A 22,892-nucleotide genomic window follows, 5' to 3' on the forward strand; every position below is an offset into this window, starting at 1 on the left:
CATGGCTTTCGAAGCAATGTTCCAGCCGATCCAGATCGGCAAACTGACCATCCGCAACCGCGTGCTCAGCACCGCGCACGCCGAGGTCTACGCGACTGACGGTGGCATGACCACCGACCGCTACGTCAAATACTACGAAGAGAAAGCCAAGGGCGGCATCGGCCTGGCCATCTGCGGCGGTTCGTCCGTGGTGGCGATCGACAGCCCGCAGGAATGGTGGAGTTCGGTCAATCTGTCCACCGACCGGATCATTCCGCACTTCCAGAATCTGGCCGACGCCATGCACAAGCATGGCGCCAAGATCATGATCCAGATTACCCACATGGGCCGTCGCTCGCGCTGGGACGGTTTCAACTGGCCGACCTTGATGTCGCCCTCGGGCATCCGTGAACCGGTGCACCGCGCCACTTGCAAAACCATCGAGCCGGAAGAGATCTGGCGGGTGATCGGCAACTACGCTCAGGCGGCGCGCCGGGCCAAGGCCGGTGGCCTCGATGGCGTCGAACTGTCGGCAGTGCACCAGCACATGATCGACCAGTTCTGGAGCCCGCGCGTCAACAAGCGTACCGATGAATGGGGCGGCAGCTTCGAAGGGCGGATGAAGTTCGGCCTGGAAGTGCTCAAAGCCGTGCGCGCCGAGGTCGGTGACGACTTCTGCGTGGGCATGCGCCTGTGCGGTGACGAGTTCCACCCGGACGGCTTGTCCCACGAGGACATGAAGCAGATCGCCAAGTATTACGACGACACCGGCATGCTCGATTTCATCGGCGTGGTCGGCTCGGGTTGCGATACGCACAACACCCTGGCCAACGTGATTCCGAACATGAGTTATCCACCGGAGCCGTTCCTGCATCTGGCCGCCGGGATCAAGGAAGTGGTCAAGGTGCCGGTGTTGCACGCGCAGAACATCAAGGACCCGAACCAGGCCACGCGCATCCTTGAAGGCGGTTACGTCGACATGGTCGGCATGACCCGCGCGCACATCGCCGACCCGCACCTGATCGCCAAGATCAAGATGGGCCAGATCGACCAGATCAAGCAGTGCGTCGGCGCCAACTATTGCATCGACCGCCAGTATCAGGGCCTGGACGTGCTGTGCATCCAGAACGCCGCGACCTCCCGTGAATACATGGGCGTGCCGCACATCATCGAGAAATCCACCGGGCCGAAACGCAAAGTGGTGATCGTTGGTGCCGGCCCGGCCGGGATGGAAGCCGCACGCGTGGCTGCCGAGCGTGGCCACGACGTCACGCTGTTCGAGAAAAAAGACTTCATCGGCGGGCAGATCACCACCGCATCGAAAGCACCGCAGCGTGACCAGATAGCCGGCATCACCCGCTGGTTCCAGCTGGAACTGGCGCGGCTGAAAGTCGATCTGCGCCTGGGCACGGCGGCGGATGCCGACACCATCATGGACCTGCGTCCGGACGTGGTGGTGCTGGCGGTCGGCGGTCATCCGTACCTTGAGCAGAACGAGCACTGGGGCGCGGCCGAAGGGCTGGTGGTCAGCAGCTGGGACGTGCTCGACGGCAAGGTTGCGCCGGGCAAGAACGTGCTGGTCTACGACACCATCTGCGAGTTCACCGGCATGTCGGTGGCCGACTTCCTCGCCGACAAGGGCAGCCAGGTCGAGATCGTCACCGACGACATCAAACCGGGCGTGGCCATCGGCGGCACATCGTTCCCGACCTACTACCGCAGCATGTACCCGAAAGAAGTGATCATGACCGGCGACATGATGCTGGAGAAGGTCTACCGCGAAGGCGACAAGCTGATCGCGGTGCTGGAGAACGAATACACCGGCGCGAAAGAGGAGCGGGTGGTCGATCAGGTGGTCGTCGAAAACGGCGTACGCCCGGACGAGGAAATCTACTACGCGCTCAAGGACGGCTCGCGCAACAAGGGCCAGATCGACGTCGAAGCGCTGTTCGCGATCCAGCCGCAACCTTCGCTGAGCGAAGCGGGCGACGGCTACTTGCTGTTCCGCATCGGCGACTGCGTGGCGCAGCGCAACACACACGCCGCGATCTACGACGCACTGCGGTTGTGCAAGGATTTCTGACGGCTTGCACCAAACCCTGTGGGAGCGAGCCTGCTCGCGAATGCAATCTGTCAGTTGACGCTGATGTCGACTGACCCAGCGCTTTCGCGAGCAGGCTCGCTCCCACAGTAAAGCGGATCGTGTTTCTCCAGGCTGTCTGGTGGGAGCTTCACCATGTTGAACACCCTTCTTCCAATCCTGTTGTTCGCAGCCCTGGGCCTTGCTGTCCTAGGCGCGTTGCGGCGGATGAACATGTGGCGCCGGGGGCGGGCGGCGAAGGTCGATCTGCTCGGCGGTCTGCTGGCCATGCCCAAGCGCTACATGGTCGACCTGCATCACGTCGTCGCGCGGGACAAATACATTGCCAACACCCACGTCGCCACGGCGGGCGGTGCGGTGGCGTCGATTGTGCTGGCCATTCTGGTGCACGGTTTCGGCCTGCATAACCGCATCCTTGGCTACGCCTTGCTGCTGATGTCGGCGGTGATGTTCGTCGGCGCGATCTTCATGTACCTGCGCCGGATCAATCCGCCTGCGCGTCTGTCGAAAGGCCCGTGGATGCGCCTGCCGAAAAGCCTGCTGGCCTTCTCCGCGTCGTTTTTCCTGGTGACCCTGCCGGTGGCGGGAATCCTGCCGGAAAACTTCGGCGGTTGGGTGCTCGCCGCCATCCTCGGTGTTGGCGTGCTGTGGGGCGTGTCGGAGCTGTTCTTCGGCATGACCTGGGGCGGGCCGATGAAACACGCCTTTGCCGGTGCTCTGCACCTGGCCTGGCACCGTCGCCCGGAACGGTTTGGCGGCGGGCGCTCGACCGGTTTGAAACCGCTGGACCTGAACAATCCCGATGCGCCGCTGGGCGTGGAAAAACCCAAGGATTTCACCTGGAACCAGTTGCTCGGTTTCGACGCCTGCGTGCAGTGCGGCAAGTGCGAAGCAGCGTGCCCGGCTTTCGCCGCCGGCCAGCCGCTGAACCCGAAAAAACTGATTCAGGACATGGTCGTCGGCCTCGCCGGCGGCACTGACGCTAAGTTCGCCGGCAGCCCGTATCCGGGCAAACCAATCGGCGAGCATGGCGGCAATCCGCACCAACCGATCGTCAATGGTCTGGTCGACGCCGAAACCCTGTGGTCTTGCACCACCTGCCGTGCCTGCGTCGAGGAGTGCCCGATGATGATCGAGCACGTCGATGCGATCGTCGACATGCGCCGGCATCTGACCCTGGAAAAAGGCGCGACGCCGAACAAGGGTGCCGAAGTTCTCGAGAACCTTATTGCAACCGACAACCCCGGCGGTTTCGCCCCGGGCGGGCGGATGAACTGGGCAGCGGACCTGAACCTCACTCTGCTCAGCGAAAAGAAATCCACCGACGTGCTCTTCTGGGTCGGCGACGGCGCGTTCGACATGCGCAACCAGCGCACCCTGCGTGCCTTCGTCAAAGTGCTGAAGGCAGCGAAAGTCGACTTCGCTGTACTCGGTCTTGAGGAGCGCGACAGCGGAGATGTGGCGCGGCGTCTCGGCGACGAAGCAACGTTCCAGCAGCTCGCCAAACGCAATATCCAGACATTGGCCAAATACAGTTTCAACCGCATCGTCACCTGCGATCCGCACAGTTTCCATGTGCTGAAAAACGAGTACGGCGCCTTCGACGGCAACTATCTGGTGCAGCACCACAGCACTTACATGGCCGAGATCATTCAGGCCGGCGCGCTCAACCTCGGGCAGCACAAAGGCAACAGCGTGACCTATCACGATCCGTGCTACCTGGGCCGCTACAACGGCGAGTACGAAGCGCCGCGCGAAGTGCTGCGTGCCCTCGGCATTGAAGTCAAAGAGATGCAACGGTCCGGCTTCCGCTCGCGCTGCTGCGGCGGCGGTGGCGGCGCGCCGATCACCGACATTCCGGGCAAGCAGCGCATCCCCGACATGCGCATGGAAGACATCCGCGAAACCGGCGCCGAACTGGTGGCGGTGGGTTGTCCACAGTGCACGGCGATGCTCGAAGGCGTGGTCGAGCCGCGTCCGCTGATCAAGGACATCGCCGAACTGGTCGCCGACGCGTTGCTCGAAGACGCCGCGCCAAGCAAGCCTGCCACCCCGGCCAAACGTGAACCTGCGGAGGTGCACTGATGAGCGACATTATCCGCCGCGACCCGCGCGCCGAATGGATTGCGCGCAACCGCCTGCATCCGCTGCACGCGGCGATGCAACCGGCGCAGCACAGCTGGATGGGTCCCAATGGCGTCATCCGCAAGAATCTGCACGGCATGGGTTTTATCGGCCCCAACGGCATCAAACGCATTGACCGCAGCGGCGCGCAGCAGGGTGGGGCGGTCAAACGCTCGGCTGCTGTTGAAGTGCAGTTGCCGCTGCATCAGGTACCGGCCCCGGCGTTCTACATCAGTGTGGTGCCGGATATGGTCGGTGGTCGCCTGAGCAGCCACGACCGCGATCTGCTCGGCCTTGCTCACCAACTGGCCGGCACCGATGGTGCGGTGCTCGCCGTGGTGTTCGGCGAGCACAAGGAAAGCGCTTTCGAAACCGCGGGCGTTGATCGCTTGCTGGTGCTTGAAGGCGAGGAATTCAGCGGTTATGCACCGGAGCAACGGGTGCAGGGGTTGCGCGCTGTGGATAACCAATTCAACCCGCGTCACTGGTTGCTGCCGGACAGCCGCAGCGGTGGCGGCGAACTCGGCCGGCGCTTTGCTGCTGCACTGGGCGAGCGCCCGGCCACGCGGGTCTGGCAGGTCAAGGATCAGGAGTGCATCGGCCGCGCCGGGGCCGGATTGCAAGATCTGGCGCGTCCGGTGGCGCGGTTGATTCTCGCCGCTGCCGAATGCGCAGAACCGGTCAGCGAAACTCGTCACGAAGCGTTGCCAGTGGAGTTATTCACAAGCGTCGCGCGCAGCTTGTCGCGAATCGAAGATCTTGGTGCCGTGGCGGTGGATCCGGCAGCGATCCCGATGGCCGAAGCGGAGTTCATTTTCTCCGGCGGCAACGGCGTCAAGGACTGGCAGTTGTTCCACGAAACGGCCGCAGCCCTCGGCGCCACCGAAGGCGCTTCGCGGGTGGCGGTGGACGACGGCTTCATGGCGCGGGATCGCCAGGTTGGCGCGTCCGGCACCTGGGTCACCGCGCGGGTCTATGTGGCTGTGGGTATATCTGGCGCAATCCAGCACCTGCAAGGCATTGGCGCCTGCGACAAGGTGGTGGCAATCAACCTCGATCCGGGTTGCGACATGATCAAGCGTGCCGACCTCTCGGTGATCGGCGAAAGCGCAGAAATTCTGCAAGCGTTGATCGAAGCGGTCGCGGCTTACCGCAACGAAGCCAAGCGCGATGCGGCGTAAGGAAACCCTATGAACACGAACGTTATCAGTCTGGTTTCAATCGGCGCTCACCCGACCTCAGGTCGGCCACGGCGCGCCGATCAGGATGCGCGCGCGGTGGAACTGGGCCTGCAATTGGCTGGGGATAACCTGCAAGTGCTGCATGCCGGTGATGTTGCCGAACCGGCCCTGCGTGCCTATCTGGGCATGGGCCTGGAACAGCTGCATGTGCTGGAACAACCCGTTGGCGCCGATGCATTGCCGGCGCTGACCGCGTACCTGCGCGACGCCGGGGCGCAAGTGGTGCTGACCGGCAGCCAAGCGGAAACCGGGGAAGGTTCGGGGATGTTGCCGTTCCTCCTGGCCGAAGGCCTGGGCTGGCCGCTGGTGGTGGGCCTGGCGCAGGTCGAATCAATCAATGACGGTTCGGCGCTGGTCCTGCAAGCGTTGCCGCGCGGGCAGCGACGCCGCTTGAAGGTGAAACTGCCGTTTCTGGCGACTGTGGATAACGCCGCCCCGAAGCCTCGGCAGAGCGCGTACGGCCCGGCGCGACGGGGCGAATTGGCCGCCGATGACGTTGAAGTTGTTGAGGACCAATTGTTGGCCGTCGCCACGCTGCAACCGGCCAAGCCACGACCCAAGCGCTTGAAGGTGATCAAGGCGAAGAGCGGCGCCGACCGGATGAAGGCCGCTACGGCCAAAGCCAGTGGTGGCGGTGGGCAGGTGCTCAAGGGCGTTACCGCGCAGGCTGGGGCGGAGGCGATTCTGAAGCTGCTGATTGAAGAGGGCGTTGTCCGCTAGTCACCCTCTTCCAGGCATGGAATAACTCCTGTGGGAGCGAGCCTGCTCGCGAAAGCGCACTGTCAGCCGACACATGCATCGACTGACCCGACGCATTCGCGAGCAGGCTCGCTCCCACATTGGCATTTCTTCACCGCCAATCTGTACTGCTTACCCACAATCCCTGTTGGCGAAGCTGTGGATAACGTGTTCGCCCTTGCTCGTACCCTACGCCATTCAAGCCTTCCAGCCATAAGATCAAAAAACGATCAGCGTAACTCACGGATTTAACGGGCTTTTCCCTCGGTATTAATCGAGAAGTTGCCCCCAATCTCTGTTGGCGCTTCTGTGGATAAGATGTTCGCTATCAGCTGTACGCCATATGGAGCAGGCCTTACATGGGTTTGATCAATTATTGATCAAATGTGATCCCCGGGCGCCGAGAGCTGTTAACGCGAAGGGGTTTTCCCCAGTCACAGGTGTTTTTCCACAGGAGATTGAAAGTTGTCCCCGATCTCTGTTGGCGCTTCTGTGGATAACATGTTCGCTACCCGCTACAGGCCTCTGAATACGTGCTATGTACGAGTGTGATCAAAAAACGATCAATTGTTTTGAGAAACCGCGATTCAGCATAAGTCACGATTTTTCTTTGCAAATCAGCAGGATATTTTTTGAGTCATCCACAGTTACCCCCATTTGCTGTGGGCGGGTATGTGGATAACTTGTTTGCGGAAGGCTGGAGGGCTTGGTGGGTATGGGGGCGGGGGTGGTTGATCGGAAATTGATCAGCTGGGAGATGTAGCGTGGGTCAGGGCGTCTTCGCGAGCAGGCTCGCTCCCACAGGGGAATGCATTCCACCTGTAGATACCGTCTTGAGCCTCACCGGGCAAGCGCAAGTTTCGGGTCATATGGCAGTCCTGACTTGAGCACTCCGTAAATGAAGTGCAGCAGCTTGCGCATTGCTGCGCAGATGATCTGCTTGGGGGCCTTGCCATTGGCTTCCAGGCGTTCTTTCATCGCCTTGATCGCCTTATTGTGTTTCAGCGCCACCATGCCAGGCATGTAAAGGCCTGCACGCAGCCGTGCTGACCCTACTCTTGAGATCAGGGTGTGACCTTTGAGCTTTCCTGATTCCTGCAGCTTTGGATTCAGCCCTGCAGCAGCGACCAGTTGGCGAGGATCACTGTATTTGCGCAAGTCACCCAGTTCGGCGAGCAATCGTTCAAGCGTTTTTTGTCCGATGCCGTCGATGGTTACGATGAGATCCCGCATCTGACGCATATCCGGGTCGTCATCGATGTGTTTTTTGATCGCCTTATGCGTTTCTACGATCTCTTTTTCGATATGGCGCAGAACGGAGTTGATCGAGTCTTTGACCTTTTCGTCGGAAACGTCCAGACGATTAAGCTCCATTTGTTCCATTTCCTGAAGGTCATCCAGGCGGCGCACCATTGCTTTTAACTGGCGGTATTTCAGCGGCTCAGGCGCCCATGGGTGAAGTTTTTGATCCTTTTCCCGGGCAAAGTCGGCGATCAGTTTGGCATCGCTTTTATCAGTCTTGATGCGGCGCAGTTCGCTGTCAGCGTACGCTTTGGTCGTAGCCGGGTTCACGACGCAGACCCGGAAGCCTTTGTTGTAAACGAATTCCGCGAGCTCCAAATGGTAGACGCTGGTGGCTTCCATCACGATCAGGGCCGAACGCTCGGCATTTTTTTCTAGCCACGCCTCAAACTCTTTAAAGCCCTTTGGATCGTTGGCCAGCTTGGCCTTGGTTTTGTGCTTGCCGTTGGGCTGGTGTGTAGCGATATCAAAGGTGTTCTTTGCGATGTCGACGCCAACGAAACCGGACATGATTGATTCTCCACTTGTTCCCTGTTGCGATCATCACGTCACTCTGTCCAACCTTGCGAATGCGGGCTCTCGCCGCAGGCGGGCCCAAGATACCGTGCGAACTGTACGAGTGAGTGTGGAGGGCTGGAGCACGATCTACGTCACAGGCAAAAAGCCTAAGGAGCTGCGCGGCTTCCAAGTCCCTCCCTCGATGATCAGTCGAGAACTATCGCTCCTGACGGAGCGTTAGTCGAGATACAAGGAGCTGCCGCAGGCTGCGATCTTTTGCTCTTGATCAGCCCTGAACCGGTACGCCTTTGAGGTAAGGCGCTGGCTCAGCCCCGAGGTTGTTCAACATCCTCTCGCTGTACCAGTCGACGAAGTTGACCACGCCGAATTCATAGGTTTTGGAGTAAGGCCCCGGCTGGTAAGCGGTGGAGTTGATCCCGCGCTGGTTTTCCTCAGCCAGACGGCGGTCCTGATCGTTGGTCGCATCCCACACCTGGCGCATGCGCTCGACGTCGTAATCGACACCTTCCACCGCGTCCTTGTGCACCAGCCACTTGGTGGTGACCATGGTTTCCTGGGCGCTGATCGGCCACACGGTGAAGACGATGATGTGATCGCCCATGCAGTGGTTCCACGAGTGCGGCAGGTGCAGGATGCGCATCGAGCCCAGGTCCGGGTTCTTGATGCGGCCCATCAGTTTGGCGCAGCCCTGTTTGCCGTCGAGGGTCATCGACACGGTGCCCTTGAGCAGCGGCATGCGCACGATACGGTTGCGCAAGCCGAAACTGGCGTGAGCGTAAGGGATCTTTTCCGCTTCCCAGGCAGCGGCGGAAGCGGCGACGTGATCCTTGAACGCCTGATCGGCGCGCGGGTCGGTGACGTCGTCCCATTCCAGCAGGGTTTTCAACAGTTCCGGGTGCGATGCGTTGCAGTGGTAGCACTCGCGGTTGTTTTCCAGCACCAGTTTCCAGTTGGCCTTTTCCATTAAGGTGGTGGTGATCGCCACCTTGGTGTTCTCCATGTCGTACGGTTCCATGTAATGGTTGAGCGTCGACAGGAAGTCATCGATGGCCGGCGGGTTCTCCGCCAGGCTGATGAAGATGTAGCCGCCAGCGGTCTTCACGTTCACCGGTTTCAGGCCGTACTGCTTCATGTCGAAGTCGGCGCCCATCTCGGTGCCGGCAAACAGCAGGCGACCGTCCAGTTCGTAAGTCCACTGGTGGTAATGGCAGACCAGTTTGGCGACTTTGCCTTTTTCACTGGTGCACAGGCGCGAGCCACGGTGGCGGCAGACGTTGTGGAACGCGTGCACCACGCCCTCGGCGCCGCGAATGACGATGATCGGGTTCTTGCCGACCTGCAGGGTCAGGTAGTTGCCCTTGGCCGGGATCTCGCAGGTCATGCCGGCGATCAACCATTCTTTCTGGAAGATCTCTTGCATATCGATATCGAACAGGCGCTCGTCGCTGTAGAACGGCTGTGGCAGGGAAAAAGTGCGCTCGCGCTCCTGCAGCATTTGTGCGGTGGCCTTGCGTGCGGGTTCCAGCGGATCGCCCAGGCTGATTTTTGCGGTGACGTCCATCGATGTAATCCTCATGGCCCTCTGCGTGGCCGGCGAAAGTGGCTGATCAGGTGTGCTGCAAAACGGTTGCTACGCAAGGTGTAAAGAAGTCGTCTTGTGTTGGGGCGAGTGTGGGGCCGGCGCTGGGGGGAACCTTATCCATGCGCGACATGGCGCAATCTGTTCCCGACGCGCAAGCCCCGGTGTTCAAGGGCTGGTCGCGATAAGTATGTCAATGTCGCGGATAGGTAAACGCACGGTCTGCGCTATACGCAGAATCGCCGACAAGAGGCCGACAGTCGGCCGTGGAGAACAGCATGTCCAACAGCTTCCTGAATCCGGTCACCACCCAGACCTGGGCCAATGGCCGACACATTGTCCGTTGCGTCAAAGTCATCCAGGAAACCTGGGATGTGCGCACCTTCTGCTTTATGGCCGACCAGCCGATCCTGTTCTTCTTCAAGCCGGGGCAGTTCGTCACCCTGGAGCTGGAAATCGAAGGCCAGCCGATCATGCGCTCCTACACCATCTCCAGCTCGCCGTCGGTGCCGTACAGCTTTTCGGTGACGATCAAACGCGTGCCGGGCGGCAAGGTCTCGAACTGGTTGCACGACACTTTGCATGAGGGGCAAGAACTGGCGGTGCACGGCCCGGTCGGGCTGTTCAACGCGATCGACTTCCCGAGCCCGAAGGTCCTGTATCTGAGCGGTGGCGTCGGCATCACCCCGTGCATGTCGATGGCGCGCTGGTTCTACGACACCAACGCCAACGTCGACATGACGTTCGTGCACAGCGCGCGGTCGCCGAAAGACATCATTTACCACCGCGAGCTTGAGCACATGGCGTCGCGGATCGACAACTTCAGCCTGCACCTGATCTGCGAAAAACACGGCCTCGGTGAGCCATGGGCCGGTTATCGCGGTTACCTGAACCACAAGATGCTCGAACTGATGGTTCCGGACTTCCTCGAACGCGAAGTGTTCTGCTGCGGCCCGACGCCGTACATGACTGCGGTCAAACGCTTGCTGGAAGCGGCCGGCTACGACATGTCGCGCTACCACGAAGAATCCTTCGGCGCCACGCCACCCGAGGCCCGCGCCGACGCGGTGGAACAGGCCGAACAAGCCGCCGATGCGCCGGAAATCGACGCCGCGGATCTGCATCAGGTGGAATTCACCGCCTCCGGCAAAAGCATTCGCGTCGGCCCGGGCGAAACCGTACACGCAGCCGCCGCCAAGCTCGGCCTGATGATCCCGAAAGCCTGCGGCATGGGCATTTGCGGAACGTGCAAGGTGATGAAACTGGGCGGCGAAGTGGAGATGGAGCACAACGGCGGGATTACCGAGGACGACGAGGCGGAAGGGTTTATCCTGTCGTGCTGCAGCGTGCCGAAGGGGGATGTGCGGATTGAGTTTTAAATAGGCATGAACTTGGGTCGATCTCCTAAATGAGGAGATCGACCGGGAAAGTGCAATTTCAAATCAGCCCGAACAAAGCGAGCAGGCCGAAGCCCACAAAGGCAAAGCCAAATATTTGCTGGTATTTATTCAGTTTGAGCAGGTCGCGTTTGAGTTTTGGCGGGAAATTCTTAACGTCTCTTGCGCTGACTTTGCCTTGGGAAATGTACCGTGCGGGTTGTTTGAGGATGCCGAAAATTTCACCCAACATATAAATACGTCCCCCCAGGCCCGCTTGCCATAACATGAGCAAAGACGATGTGATTGAACTGCGTTTCAGGCTATTTAGGATCGTTTCCAGTCTTCTCTTGGCGGTATAAAGTAAAATTCCATTTACCACTAAAAGACCTGTGAAACTCACCAGTGTCATGATCACAATTGGATCTTTTACGATATTGTTAATTTGATCTACGGATGAGCTTATTCCCAGGCACATCATAATTGCAAAAAAAATGAAAACCAGTTTGTATAAAATAATCAGGTTCTTTTTCAGTTTTTTGGGGAAGTTTTCGAAGTCTTTCGCGCAAAGCTTTCCTGTGTGAATGTAAAATTCAGGGTTTCGCATGATGTCGAACACTTCTCCCATCATGTAGATTTTGCCCCAAGGACCTCCGTGCCAAAGCATTATCAGTCTGCTCGAAATAGAACTGTTTGTTAGATGGTCCAATATGATTTCGGTCTTTGTTTTCGCGACATACAACATCACTCCTATCAAAGTAAATATGCCGACGAAGTCTACAATACCAATCAACAAGAATATTTTCTCTGAAGTACGAAGAGTCATTTAACAGCCTCGTATACTTTCTGTGCGATCCGTTCGCCGCCTTTCTCGCCCAAAGTCCCGCCGGCATAATTTCCGAGTCCTGCCAGTAGCGCACTGCAAAGTACAGTGCCAAGCCCGCCTGTCGGGAGGCCAGCGCCTACGCAAATTGTTGAGGCAGTCAAGCTTACGAGCGCGCCGGCAACCATTCCGCCACCCACACCACCCAAAAAGCTTCCGCTCTCCGTGAACTTCACTTTTTCACATGCCTCCGCGCTTCCGTGCATGCAGACATCCTGCACCTTTAAGGCGGAGGCGCCACCACCCACCGCTGTACCGATCCAGCCGCCATATTTAACGTACTGTGATGCTTGGCTGACTGCCCGAATATGCGTGGCATAACCTGGGTTCTGGCCGATGCCGTCGGCTTTTCGCCAGTGGTGCACAAGATAGGGATGATCAATGCCTAGAGTGGTCTTCAGGCTCGGGTAATCGGGGATGCCAATACTCTGCCGGGTGAACCGATTGAGTTGGACGTCCAGCTTTTTGAGTAATTGGTCACGCTTGTTTATGAATTCTTCAGAGACCCGGTGGCCTTTTACGTCCAGCGTTTGAACATGCAACTTCTCAAGATCTGCGAGAACATTTTTTATGCCATCCAGATGATTGGCTGCCATGGCCGTGACGACTCCGATCACTTTTGATTCATAGGCGAGTGCGGTCTGGATCACGCCATAGTGCTGCGCCATGAAATCCGCTTCTTCCACGGTCAGTGGTCCCAGCGTCGCACTGACGAAACGGGCGGTCTGCATCAGCAACGCTTCTTCGTATGTGCATTGCTGGTTGTCAGGGTCGCTCAGCACTATCATCGAACCGGCTTTAATCATGTCCGGGGTCGGATTCAAACTTCTGAATCTGGCGATGACATTCGGGTTGGCGGAGGGGAGCAGTTGTGCCTCAAGCTTCTCGGTGACAATGCTTTTCGGCACGATGTAAAACCCCGGCTCAGATGGGGCCGGGCGATCTTGCGGCCAGTGCTCGCTGGGGAAGAACTTCAAGTCGTTGACGGGGTGAGGGCTGCGCGCGGTGCTGCTGTTATTAACGCGCGCCACTCTGAGGTTCTGCTGATGAATCGCGCGCAGCAACCTGTCTGGATCGGAGCGCGAGGCAGGCTGCCTGAGCATCGATAACGGGCGTTTTTTTACCGCTTCAGGAACGGCACCTTTGGTGCCGCGTGCCAGAACTCTGGATTGGTTCAGAAGATGACGCTGTTCCTGTGCAAAGGCGTCAAGGCCCATGTCCGCTGAAAGGCGGCCGCTGGCGACATCATCGACAATGCCCTTGGCGAAGCGCGCGACCTCCTGATTGAACTGCACGCGCGCACTGCCGAATGCCAGATGATGTGAGCCGACTGTCTGTGCCTGTGCGAGCAGCTTGCCGGCAACGTGTCGAACGTCGCTGAGACCATGGCGCCGATCGCTCAACCTTCTTCGCCCCACGAGGCATGGCCGCTGGTCCCGGCGAGGTGATGCACCCAGCTGATGCCACGATAACGAATGGCGACCTGCTCCTGAGGTTCCGCGTCGTTGTGCAGAATGACGTGGGGCATATCCAGGTTCAGTTCGGTGAGCACCGCACCGTCGATCGAGACAGAAAAGTATTTTTCCTGCTGACCCTGAGGGGAGGTTCGGTAGAAGTTGATCTTGCAGTCGATCTCTTCACGGTTGGCCAGTGCCTGGGCCAGCAGCGGTGAAGATTTGTCGACGACTTTGGTGACAATGACCGGCGCGTGGGTGGCTCGGTGAGAGTTGTCGAGGTTGGCGAGGTTGTGGCTGTACGACAGCACCATGATTTGATCGGTGTGTGCCGCCTGATATCTGTTGCCGACCGAATCAGGCGTTGAGCAGCCTGCCGAAATCAGCCCTTGGGTCTTGCCCGTGATCGTCATGTAGCCGGGAATTGCCATCGCGTGCGCTCCTTGAATCGGGAGCGGGCAGTCTATGGCGGGATTTTTGTGCTTTCTGTAGGCCTTGGTGTAGGCCGATTCTGAAAATGCAGGTCCGCGACGCGCAGCCTCTGGGTTGCATTCCCGTGCTGAGCATGGGAATGCAACTTGGGAGGGGAATCAGGCCGACATGACCTCGCGAATATCGCGCGCCAGTTCGCGCACGCGCTCTTCTTCGGTGTCCCAGGAGCACATGAGGCGTGCGCCGCCCTTGCCGATGAAGGTGTAGAAGCGCCAGTTCTTTGCAGTCAACGCAGCGATGGCCGGCTCGGACAGTTGCAGGAACACGCCGTTGGCCTGCACCGGGAACATCAGTTCGACCCCGGGAATGTCGCTGACCAGTTCTGCCAGCAGTTGCGCGCAGTGGTTGGCGTGGCGGGCGTATTTGAGCCAGGCGTCGTTTTCCAGAATGCCGACCCACGGTGCCGACAAAAAGCGCATCTTCGACGCCAGTTGCCCGGCCTGCTTGCAGCGGTAGTCGAAGTCTTCGGCCAGTTTGTGGTTGAAGAACAGGATCGCTTCACCCACCGCCATGCCGTTCTTGGTGCCGCCGAAACACAGCACGTCGACGCCGGCTTTCCAGGTCAGGTCGGCGGGCGAGCAGCCGAGGAATGCGCAAGCGTTGGAGAACCGTGCGCCGTCCATGTGCAGGTGCAGGCCCAGTTCCTTGCAGGTTGCGCTGATGGCGCGGACTTCTTCCGGGGTGTAGACGCTGCCGACTTCGGTCGCCTGGGTCAGGGTCACCACGCGCGGTTTCGGGTAATGGATGTCCTGACGCTTGAGCGCGACTTCACGGATCGATTGCGGGGTGATCTTGCCGTTTTCGGTGCCGGCGATCAGCAGCTTCGAGCCGTTGGAGAAGAATTCCGGAGCGCCGCATTCGTCGGTTTCGACGTGGGCGGTTTCCGAGCAGATCACGCTGTGGTAACTCTGGCACAGCGACGACAGGGCCAGCGAGTTGGCGGCGGTGCCGTTGAAGGCGAAGAACACTTCGCAGTCGGTTTCGAACAGTTTGCGGAAATGATCGGCCGCGCGGGCGGTCCATTCATCGTCGCCGTAAGCGCGCTGGTGGCCGTGGTTGGCCTGTTCCATGGCAGCCCAGGCTTCAGGGCAGATCCCGGAATAGTTGTCGCTGGCGAATTGTTGGCTCTTGTCGGTCATGGCCGGCTTCCGTAATCGAGACTCTTGTGAAGGCTCGTGGTCAATGAGGATGCGCACTTTACCGAAGATCTTCCGGGGAGCACATGCGATGTCGGGTGGGGAAAATTACCAGTTTATGGGCCGATTATGCACCTGAGCCAACGCGACGGCGCCCTGGATCTGCTCAAGTGGCTGGCGCTGCTGAGCATGTTGCTCGATCACCTGCGATATGTCGGCTTCTCCGTCGACTGGTTGTATGTGCCGGGGCGCCTGGCGTTTCCGTGGTTTTGCCTGGCGATGGCGGTGAATCTGGCCCGGGACGGTTCGCGCAAGATGGAATGGCGCTATTTGGGCTGGCTGGTGCTGTTCAGCGCCATCAGCGAAATCCCTTATCGCTTTTATATCCCCGACCCTGACACGTTCAACGTGATGCCGACGCTGGCGCTGGGCCTGCTGGTGGCGCGCGCTTGGCAGGACTCTGCGTCGGTGGCGCGATTGCTCGCACTGGCCGCGCTGGTGGTCGCGATGGTTTTTTCAGAACGACTGATGTTCGGTTTCTTCGGCGTGCTGCTGCCGTTGGCGATGCTGCTGGTCTTTCGCCGGCCGTGGTATCTCAGTCTGTTCGCCGGGCTGGTTTGTCTGGCGGCGAACCAATGGCAGGTGCTGCTCGAGTCGGCGCGGTTCGGCAACAGCGTGGCGATTCTCGGCCTGGCGACATGTCTGTTTGCGCCGATGCTGGGAATGTTCTTGTTGCGACATGGGCGACATCTGCAGCCACCACCGATGCGGCGCTGGGCATATGCGCTGTATCCCGCGCATTTCCTCCTGCTGCTCGCCATCCGCCAAATCATCGCCTGACCCCTGTGGGAGCGAGCCTGCTCGCGAAAGCGGTCTGCCAGCCAACTTCTATGTCGGATGTGCCGGCCTCTTCGCGAGCAGGCTCGCTCCCACAGGGGATCTGCGGCGTTTCGAAGAGGTCATTTCCAGCCATGTCGTAAACGCACCTTTGCGTGGCGCGCGCAGGCATTTGAGCTGTCTGTGCCGGTCATACCATCGCATCAAAGGGCACTGCCATCATTGCCAGTGCCTTACCGAGACGAATGGCGCACAGATGCCGCTGGGAGAGACGCGATGTTCAGCAAGCAAGACCAGATCCAGGGTTACGACGATGCACTGCTGGCGGCGATGAATGCCGAGGAGCAACGTCAGGAAGATCACATCGAGCTGATCGCGTCGGAGAACTACACCAGCAAGCGCGTCATGCAGGCGCAAGGCAGCGGCCTGACCAACAAATACGCCGAAGGCTATCCGGGCAAGCGCTACTACGGTGGCTGCGAGCATGTGGACAAGGTCGAAGCACTGGCCATCGAACGCGCCAAGCAACTGTTCGGCGCCGACTACGCCAACGTCCAGCCGCACTCCGGCTCCTCGGCCAACAGCGCCGTGTATCTGGCGCTGATCCAGCCGGGCGACACTATCCTCGGCATGAGCCTGGCCCACGGCGGTCACCTGACCCACGGCGCGAAAGTGTCGTCCTCGGGCAAGCTCTACAACGCTGTGCAGTACGGCATCAACACCGACACCGGACTGATCGACTACGACGAAGTCGAGCGTCTGGCCGTCGAGTGCAAACCGAAAATGATCGTTGCCGGTTTCTCCGCTTACTCAAAGACTCTGGACTTCCCGCGCTTCCGTCAGATCGCCGACAAGGTCGGTGCGCTGCTGTTCGTCGACATGGCCCACGTCGCCGGTCTGGTCGCTGCTGGCCTGTATCCGAACCCGCTGCCGTACGCCGATGTGGTCACCACCACTACGCACAAAACCCTGCGCGGTCCGCGTGGCGGGCTGATCCTGGCCAAGTCCAACGAAGAGATCGAGAAAAAGCTCAACGCCGCCGTTTTTCCCGGCGCCCAGGGCGGTCCGCTGATGCACGTCATCGCCGGTAAAGCGGTGTGCTTCAAGGAAGCGCTGGAGCCTGGCTTCAAGGCCTATCAGCAACAAGTGATCGACAACGCCCAGGCGATGGCCAGCGTGTTCATCAAGCGTGGCTACGATGTTGTGTCCGGCGGTACCGACAACCACTTGTTCCTGGTCAGCCTGATCCGTCAGGGCCTGACCGGCAAGGACGCCGATGCCGCGCTGGGCCGTGCCCACATCACCGTGAACAAGAACGCCGTGCCGAACGACCCGCAGTCGCCGTTCGTGACCTCGGGCCTGCGCATCGGCACCCCGGCGGTGACCACGCGCGGCTTCAAGGTCAGCCAGTGCGAAACCCTCGCCGGCTGGATCTGCGACATCCTCGACAACCTCGGCGACGCCGATGTCGAGGCCAATGTCGCCCAGCAGGTCTCGGCCCTGTGCGCAGACTTCCCGGTTTATCGCTGAGTCGGTTTTGGAGTAATGACTATGCAACGCTATTCCGGCTTCGGCCTGTTCAAACACTCGCTCAGCCACCACGAAAACTGGCAGCGCATGTGGCGCACGCCCACCCCGAAAAAAGTCTACGACGTGGTCATCGTCGGCGGCGGCGGGCACGGCCTGGCGACGGCCTACTATCTGGCCAAGGAGCACGGCATCACCAATGTCGCCGTGGTCGAGAAGGGTTGGCTGGGCGGCGGTAACACCGCACGCAACACCACCATCGTGCGCTCCAACTACCTGTGGGACGAGTCGGCGCACCTCTACGAACACGCGATGAAATTGTGGGAAGGCCTGTCGCAGGATCTCAACTACAACGTGATGTTCTCCCAGCGTGGCGTCTACAACCTGTGCCACACCCTGCAGGACATCCGTGATTCCGAGCGTCGGGTCAGCGCCAACCGCCTCAACGGCGTCGACGGCGAACTGCTCGACGCCAAGCAGGTTGCGGACGAAATTCCGTACCTGGACTGCTCGAAAAACACCCGCTACCCGATCATGGGCGCGACCGTGCAGCGTCGCGGCGGCGTCGCCCGACACGATGCCGTGGCCTGGGGCTTTGCCCGTGCCGCCGATGCCTTGGGCGTGGACCTGATCCAGCAGACCGAAGTGATCGGTTTCCGCAAGGAAAACGGTGTGTGCATCGGCGTCGAAACCAACAAGGGTTTTATCGGCGCCAAGCGCGTCGGCGTGGTGACGGCCGGTAACTCCGGGCACATGGCCAAGCTTGCCGGTTTCCGCCTGCCGATCGAATCCCACCCGCTGCAAGCGCTGGTGTCCGAGCCGATCAAGCCGATTATCGACAGCGTGATCATGTCCAACGCCGTACACGGTTACATCAGCCAGTCCGACAAGGGCGACCTGGTGATCGGCGCCGGTATCGACGGTTACAACGGCTACGGCCAGCGTGGTTCGTACCCGGTGATCGAACACACCATTCAGGCCATCGTCGAGATGTTCCCGGTGTTGTCCCGCGTACGCATGAACCGCCAGTGGGGCGGCATCGTCGACACCACGCCGGACGCCTGCCCGATCATTTCCAAGACGCCGGTACCAAACATGTTCTTCAACTGCGGTTGGGGCACCGGCGGTTTCAAAGCCACACCTGGCTCGGGCAACGTGTTTGCCGCGAGTCTGGCCAAGGGTGAAATGCACCCATTGGCTGCACCTTTCTCCATCGACCGTTTCCACAACGGTGCGTTGATCGATGAACACGGCGCTGCTGCGGTTGCCCACTAACAGGAGAAATCCCCATGTTGCATATCTTCTGTCCTCACTGCGGCGAACTGCGCTCTGAAGAGGAATTCCACGCATCCGGCCAGGCGCACATCCCGCGTCCGCTGGATCCGAACGCCTGCACCGATGAAGAGTGGGGCGACTACATGTTCTTTCGCGATAACCCGCGCGGTCTGCACCATGAGTTGTGGGACCACGTTGCCGGTTGCCGCCAGTACTTCAACGTCACTCGCGATACCGTGACCTACGAGATTCTCGAGAGCTACAAGATCGGCGAGAAGCCGCAATTCACCGACAAGGCTGGCACTGCGAAAACAGCCGCGACGGCGCTGGGAGAGAAGGTATGAGCCAGACCAATCGCCTGTCCAACGGTGGACGGATCGACCGCAACAAAGTGCTGAGCTTCACCTTCAACGGCCAGACCTACAAAGGCTACGAAGGCGACTCGCTGGCCGCTGCACTGATCGCCAACGGCGTCGACATCATCGGCCGCAGCTTCAAGTATTCGCGCCCTCGCGGCATCTTCGCCGCCGGTTCCGAAGAGCCGAACGCCGTGCTGCAGATCGGTGCCACCGAAGCCACGCAGATTCCCAACGTGCGCGCCACGCAACAGGCGTTGTATCAGGGCCTGGTCGCCACCAGCACCAATGGCTGGCCGAGCGTCAACAACGACATGATGGGGATTCTCGGCAAGGTCGGCGGCAAGCTGATGCCGCCGGGTTTCTACTACAAAACCTTCATGTACCCGCAATCGTTCTGGATGACTTACGAGAAGTACATCCGCAAGGCTGCCGGCCTCGGCCGTTCGCCGACCGAGAACGATCCGGACACCTACGACTACATGAACCAGCACTGCGACGTGCTGATCGTCGGTGCCGGCCCGGCCGGTCTCGCCGCTGCCCTGGCCGCTGCGCGCAGCGGTGCCCGCGTGATTCTGGCCGATGAGCAGGAAGAGTTCGGTGGCAGCCTGCTTGATTCCCGCGAAAGCCTCGACGGCAAACCGGCGATGGAATGGGTCGCCAGTGTCATCGCTGAATTGAAGAACACCCCGGACGTGCTGCTGTTGCCGCGCGCCACGGTCAACGGTTACCACGACCACAACTTCCTGACCATTCACGAACGCCTCACCGATCACCTCGGTGACCGCGCGCCAATCGGTCAGGTGCGGCAGCGCATCCACCGTGTCCGCGCCAAGCGCGTGGTGTTGGCGACGGGTGCCCACGAGCGTCCGCTGGTGTACGGCAACAACGACGTGCCGGGCAACATGCTAGCCGGCGCGGTGTCGACTTACGTGCGTCGTTATGGCGTAGCGCCGGGCAAAAAACTGGTGCTGTCGACCAACAACGATCACGCCTATCGCGTCGCTCTGGATTGGCTCGATGCCAGTCTGCAAGTGGTCGCCATCGCTGATGCCCGCAGCAATCCGCGCGGTGCATTGGTCGAAGAAGCGCGCGCCAAAGGCATTCGCATCCTCACCGGCAGCGCCGTCATCGAAGTGCGTGGCAGCAAGCGTGTGACCGCTGCCCGCGTCGCCGCGATTGACGTAAAGGCCCACGCCGTGACCAGTCCGGGCGAATGGCTCGACTGCGACCTGGTGGCCAGCTCCGGTGGTTACAGCCCGGTGGTTCACCTGGCTTCGCACCTCGGTGGCAAACCGGTCTGGCGCGAAGACATTCTCGGTTTCGTACCGGGCGAAGCACCGCAGAAGCGCGTGTGCGTCGGTGGCATCAATGGCGTCTACGCGCTCGGCGATTCGCTGGCCGACGGTTTTGAAGGTGGCGTGCGCGCTGCTGCCGAAGCCGGTTTCCAGACCGTCGAAGGCGTGTTGCCGAAAGCCCTGAGCCGTCTCGAAGAGCCGACCCTGGCGCTGTTCCAGGTGCCGCACGAGAAGAACTCGGCGCGTGCACCGAAGCAATTCGTCGACCTCCAGAACGACGTCACCGCCGGTGGTATCGAATTGGCGACCCGTGAAGGTTTCGAGTCGGTCGAGCACGTCAAACGCTACACCGCGCTGGGCTTCGGCACCGATCAGGGCAAGCTCGGCAACGTCAACGGTCTGGCCATTGCCGCCCGTTCGCTGAACGTGACCATCCCGCAGATGGGCACCACCATGTTCCGTCCGAACTACACGCCGGTGACCTTCGGCGCCGTGGCCGGTCGACACTGCGGGCACATCTTCGAACCGGTGCGCTACACCGCGCTGCATGCCTGGCATGTGAAGAACGGCGCCGAGTTTGAAGACGTCGGTCAGTGGAAACGTCCCTGGTACTTCCCGAAAAACGGTGAAGACCTGCACGCGGCGGTCAAGCGCGAATGCAAAGCCGTGCGCGACAGCGTTGGCCTGCTCGATGCTTCGACCCTCGGCAAGATCGACATTCAAGGCCCGGATGCCCGCGAGTTTCTCAACCGCGTGTACACCAACGCCTGGACCAAGCTCGACGTGGGCAAGGCTCGCTATGGTTTGATGTGCAAAGAAGACGGCATGGTCTTCGACGACGGTGTGACGGCTTGCCTGGCCGACAACCATTTCGTCATGACCACCACCACCGGCGGCGCGGCTCGCGTGCTGCAATGGCTGGAGCTGTACCACCAGACCGAATGGCCGGATATGAAGGTGTACTTCACCTCCGTTACCGATCACTGGGCGACCATGACCCTGTCCGGGCCTAACAGCCGCAAGCTGCTCAGCGCCGTGACCGACATTGATCTGAGCAACGAAGCGTTCCCGTTCATGACCTGGAAAGAAGGTCTGGTCGGCGACGTGCCGGCGCGGGTGTTCCGTATCTCGTTCACTGGTGAGCTGTCGTACGAAGTCAACGTGCAGGCCGATTATGCGATGGGCGTGCTGGAGAAAATCGTCGAGGCCGGCAAGCAGTACAACCTGACCCCGTACGGCACCGAAACCATGCACGTGCTGCGGGCCGAGAAGGGTTTCATCATCGTCGGTCAGGACACCGACGGCTCGATGACCCCGGACGACCTGAACATGGGCTGGTGTGTCGGTCGCACCAAACCGTTCTCGTGGATCGGCCAGCGTGGCATGAACCGCGAAGATTGCGTCAAGGAACAGCGCAAACAACTGGTGGGCCTGAAGCCGATCGATCCGACCAAATGGCTGCCGGAAGGTGCGCAGCTGGTGTTCAACACCAAGCAGGCGATCCCGATGACCATGGTCGGCCACGTGACCTCCAGCTACGCGCACAACTCCCTCGGTTATTCATTTGCCATGGGTGTGGTCAAGGGCGGTCTCAAGCGCATGGGCGAGCGGGTGTTCGCACCGCTGGCCGATGGCAGCGTGATCGAGGCGGAGATTGTTTCTTCGGTGTTCTTCGATCCGAAGGGTGAGCGGCAGAACATCTGACAACCTCGGGAGCGGTGGGCGGGCGGCTATTCGCGAGCAGGCTCGCTCCCACATTCGATCGCGTTCCCCTGTGGGAGCGAGCCTGCTCGCGAAGGCGGCGGCACAGCAACCACAGGAACCAACAGAATTCAGAAGGTGCTTTATGACCACAGCCAATGTTTACCAGCAACGCCCGACCACCGGCGCCCGTGCCGAGTCGTCGCTGCACCATGCCGACCTCGCCAGCCTGGTCGGCAAGGGCCGCAAGAACGCCGGCGTGATCGTGCGGGAAAAGAAACTCCTCGGCCACCTGACTATTCGTGGCGATGGCCACGATGCCGCATTCGCGGCCGGTGTGCACAAGGCGCTTGGCATTGAATTGCCCGGTGCGCTGAGCGTAATCGTCAAAGGCGAAACCAGCCTGCAATGGATGGGCCCGGACGAGTGGCTGCTGATCGTGCCAAGCGGTGAAGAGTTCGCCGCCGAGCAGAAACTGCGCGAAGCGCTGGGTGATCTGCACATCGCCATCGTCAACGTCAGCGGTGGCCAGCAGATCCTCGAACTGAGCGGGCCGAACGTACGTCAGGTGCTGATGAAATCCACCAGCTATGACGTGCACCCGAACAACTTCCCGGTCGGCAAAGCGGTGGGCACGGTGTTCGCCAAGTCGCAGCTGATGATTCGTCATACCGCCGAAGACACCTGGGAACTGCTGATCCGGCGCAGTTTCTCGGATTACTGGTGGTTGTGGTTGCAGGATGCTTCGGCCGAGTACGGGCTGAGCGTTCAGGCCTGAAGATCAAAAGCCACCCCCTCACCCCAGCCCTCTCCCCCTGAGGGGGAGAGGGGGAAAGGGAGCAGATTTGTGTGTTTTTCGAGCCTGAGTTCGACGCGCTATTTCAGGTCGGCGTAGCTCGAAAGAACACCTCGGTCAGTCCCCTCTCCCTCTGGGAGAGGGCTAGGGTGAGGGGAAAACCTGACACCCCGCACAA

Annotated in this window: 17 protein-coding genes; 11 read left to right on the top strand and 6 right to left on the bottom strand. The window is 60.2% G+C overall.

Going from position 1 to position 22,892, the window contains the following annotated elements:
* Nucleotide 1 precedes the first annotated feature (1 nt).
* From dgcA to etfB, 4 genes are all read left to right on the top strand, one after another.
* Nucleotides 2-2,062: a dimethylglycine demethylation protein DgcA gene (dgcA, locus tag ACV8MC_RS08875; protein WP_041476756.1), complete on the top strand. Its 2,061-nt coding sequence runs from the start codon at nt 2-4 to the stop codon at nt 2,060-2,062.
* 153 nt (nt 2,063-2,215) lie between these two features.
* Nucleotides 2,216-4,165, top strand: coding sequence for a dimethylglycine demethylation protein DgcB (gene dgcB / locus ACV8MC_RS08880; RefSeq protein ID WP_252884943.1), 1,950 nt, complete (start codon nt 2,216-2,218; stop codon nt 4,163-4,165).
* Nucleotides 4,165-5,385 carry an electron transfer flavoprotein subunit alpha gene (gene etfA, locus ACV8MC_RS08885; RefSeq protein WP_252877025.1) on the top strand — a complete coding sequence of 407 codons (1,221 nt, stop codon included), beginning with the start codon at nt 4,165-4,167 and terminating at the stop codon, nt 5,383-5,385. Before dgcB ends, etfA begins: the two co-directional genes overlap by 1 nt.
* A 9-nt stretch (nt 5,386-5,394) precedes the next feature.
* On the top strand, nt 5,395-6,165 hold the full coding sequence (gene etfB / locus ACV8MC_RS08890; RefSeq protein WP_095181374.1) for an electron transfer flavoprotein subunit beta: 771 nt from the start codon (nt 5,395-5,397) through the stop codon (nt 6,163-6,165).
* 858 nt (nt 6,166-7,023) lie between these two features.
* Here etfB and ACV8MC_RS08895 read toward each other — a convergent pair.
* Both ACV8MC_RS08895 and gbcA read right to left on the bottom strand, forming a co-directional pair.
* Nucleotides 7,024-7,995: an IS110 family RNA-guided transposase gene (locus tag ACV8MC_RS08895; RefSeq protein WP_252867835.1), complete on the bottom strand. Its 972-nt coding sequence runs from the start codon at nt 7,993-7,995 to the stop codon at nt 7,024-7,026.
* Nucleotides 7,996-8,269: 274 nt separating this feature from the next.
* The gene (gene gbcA / locus ACV8MC_RS08900; protein ID WP_016772823.1) at nt 8,270-9,565 is read right to left on the bottom strand and encodes a glycine-betaine demethylase subunit GbcA; all 1,296 of its coding nucleotides are present in this window, start codon (nt 9,563-9,565) and stop codon (nt 8,270-8,272) included.
* 296 nt (nt 9,566-9,861) lie between these two features.
* Here gbcA and gbcB point away from each other — a divergent pair, with 296 nt between their 5' ends.
* Nucleotides 9,862-10,962, top strand: a complete 1,101-nt coding sequence (gbcB, locus tag ACV8MC_RS08905) for a glycine-betaine demethylase subunit GbcB (RefSeq protein WP_016772824.1) — start codon at nt 9,862-9,864, stop codon at nt 10,960-10,962.
* 58 nt (nt 10,963-11,020) lie between these two features.
* Here gbcB and ACV8MC_RS08910 read toward each other — a convergent pair whose 3' ends face one another.
* From ACV8MC_RS08910 to ACV8MC_RS08925, 4 genes are all read right to left on the bottom strand, one after another.
* On the bottom strand, nt 11,021-11,785 hold the full coding sequence (locus tag ACV8MC_RS08910) for a hypothetical protein (protein ID WP_457265047.1): 765 nt from the start codon (nt 11,783-11,785) through the stop codon (nt 11,021-11,023).
* Nucleotides 11,782-13,137: a hypothetical protein gene (locus ACV8MC_RS08915; protein ID WP_457265049.1), complete on the bottom strand. Its 1,356-nt coding sequence runs from the start codon at nt 13,135-13,137 to the stop codon at nt 11,782-11,784. The genes ACV8MC_RS08910 and ACV8MC_RS08915 overlap by 4 nt, the downstream gene beginning before the upstream one ends.
* Nucleotides 13,138-13,241: 104 nt before the next feature.
* On the bottom strand, nt 13,242-13,727 hold the full coding sequence (locus ACV8MC_RS08920; protein ID WP_256808021.1) for an Hcp family type VI secretion system effector: 486 nt from the start codon (nt 13,725-13,727) through the stop codon (nt 13,242-13,244).
* A gap of 159 nt (nt 13,728-13,886) precedes the next feature.
* Nucleotides 13,887-14,927 carry a threonine aldolase family protein gene (locus tag ACV8MC_RS08925; protein WP_457265052.1) on the bottom strand — a complete coding sequence of 347 codons (1,041 nt, stop codon included), beginning with the start codon at nt 14,925-14,927 and terminating at the stop codon, nt 13,887-13,889.
* A gap of 126 nt (nt 14,928-15,053) precedes the next feature.
* Here ACV8MC_RS08925 and ACV8MC_RS08930 point away from each other — a divergent pair, with 126 nt between their 5' ends.
* The 6 genes from ACV8MC_RS08930 to ACV8MC_RS08955 all read left to right on the top strand — a co-directional run bounded on the left by ACV8MC_RS08930 (nt 15,054) and on the right by ACV8MC_RS08955 (nt 22,696).
* Nucleotides 15,054-15,764, top strand: a complete 711-nt coding sequence (locus tag ACV8MC_RS08930) for a TraX family protein (protein WP_457265053.1) — start codon at nt 15,054-15,056, stop codon at nt 15,762-15,764.
* A 273-nt stretch (nt 15,765-16,037) separates the two neighbouring features.
* Nucleotides 16,038-17,291, top strand: a complete 1,254-nt coding sequence (glyA, locus tag ACV8MC_RS08935; RefSeq protein WP_024014589.1) for a serine hydroxymethyltransferase — start codon at nt 16,038-16,040, stop codon at nt 17,289-17,291.
* Nucleotides 17,292-17,312: 21 nt separating this feature from the next.
* The gene (locus tag ACV8MC_RS08940; RefSeq protein ID WP_016772829.1) at nt 17,313-18,563 is read left to right on the top strand and encodes a sarcosine oxidase subunit beta; all 1,251 of its coding nucleotides are present in this window, start codon (nt 17,313-17,315) and stop codon (nt 18,561-18,563) included.
* Nucleotides 18,564-18,577: 14 nt separating this feature from the next.
* Nucleotides 18,578-18,907 (top strand): sarcosine oxidase subunit delta, encoded by a 330-nt coding sequence (locus ACV8MC_RS08945; RefSeq protein WP_253496574.1) that lies wholly within the window; start codon nt 18,578-18,580, stop codon nt 18,905-18,907.
* Nucleotides 18,904-21,921, top strand: a complete 3,018-nt coding sequence (locus ACV8MC_RS08950; protein ID WP_457265056.1) for a sarcosine oxidase subunit alpha — start codon at nt 18,904-18,906, stop codon at nt 21,919-21,921. Before ACV8MC_RS08945 ends, ACV8MC_RS08950 begins: the two co-directional genes overlap by 4 nt.
* 142 nt (nt 21,922-22,063) lie before the next feature.
* On the top strand, nt 22,064-22,696 hold the full coding sequence (locus ACV8MC_RS08955; RefSeq protein ID WP_016772832.1) for a sarcosine oxidase subunit gamma: 633 nt from the start codon (nt 22,064-22,066) through the stop codon (nt 22,694-22,696).
* The last annotated feature ends 196 nt before the right edge of the window (nt 22,697-22,892 follow it).

The organism is Pseudomonas sp. PK-RTE-24 (assembly GCF_054052265.1).

Bases quoted from the DNA above. Each gene is read 5' to 3' on its own strand.
- ACV8MC_RS08955 (WP_016772832.1), top strand. From the start codon at position 22,064: ATGACCACAGCCAATGTTTACCAGCAACGCCCGACCACCGGCGCCCGT.
- gbcB (WP_016772824.1), top strand. From the start codon at position 9,862: ATGTCCAACAGCTTCCTGAATCCGGTCACCACCCAGACCTGGGCCAAT.
- ACV8MC_RS08910 (WP_457265047.1), bottom strand. From the start codon at position 11,785: ATGACTCTTCGTACTTCAGAGAAAATATTCTTGTTGATTGGTATTGTA.
- gbcA (WP_016772823.1), bottom strand. From the start codon at position 9,565: ATGGACGTCACCGCAAAAATCAGCCTGGGCGATCCGCTGGAACCCGCA.
- ACV8MC_RS08930 (WP_457265053.1), top strand. From the start codon at position 15,054: ATGCACCTGAGCCAACGCGACGGCGCCCTGGATCTGCTCAAGTGGCTG.
- ACV8MC_RS08920 (WP_256808021.1), bottom strand. From the start codon at position 13,727: ATGGCAATTCCCGGCTACATGACGATCACGGGCAAGACCCAAGGGCTG.
- etfB (WP_095181374.1), top strand. From the start codon at position 5,395: ATGAACACGAACGTTATCAGTCTGGTTTCAATCGGCGCTCACCCGACC.
- glyA (WP_024014589.1), top strand. From the start codon at position 16,038: ATGTTCAGCAAGCAAGACCAGATCCAGGGTTACGACGATGCACTGCTG.
- ACV8MC_RS08945 (WP_253496574.1), top strand. From the start codon at position 18,578: ATGTTGCATATCTTCTGTCCTCACTGCGGCGAACTGCGCTCTGAAGAG.
- dgcB (WP_252884943.1), top strand. From the start codon at position 2,216: ATGTTGAACACCCTTCTTCCAATCCTGTTGTTCGCAGCCCTGGGCCTT.
- ACV8MC_RS08925 (WP_457265052.1), bottom strand. From the start codon at position 14,927: ATGACCGACAAGAGCCAACAATTCGCCAGCGACAACTATTCCGGGATC.
- ACV8MC_RS08895 (WP_252867835.1), bottom strand. From the start codon at position 7,995: ATGTCCGGTTTCGTTGGCGTCGACATCGCAAAGAACACCTTTGATATC.
- ACV8MC_RS08950 (WP_457265056.1), top strand. From the start codon at position 18,904: ATGAGCCAGACCAATCGCCTGTCCAACGGTGGACGGATCGACCGCAAC.
- ACV8MC_RS08940 (WP_016772829.1), top strand. From the start codon at position 17,313: ATGCAACGCTATTCCGGCTTCGGCCTGTTCAAACACTCGCTCAGCCAC.
- etfA (WP_252877025.1), top strand. From the start codon at position 4,165: ATGAGCGACATTATCCGCCGCGACCCGCGCGCCGAATGGATTGCGCGC.
- dgcA (WP_041476756.1), top strand. From the start codon at position 2: ATGGCTTTCGAAGCAATGTTCCAGCCGATCCAGATCGGCAAACTGACC.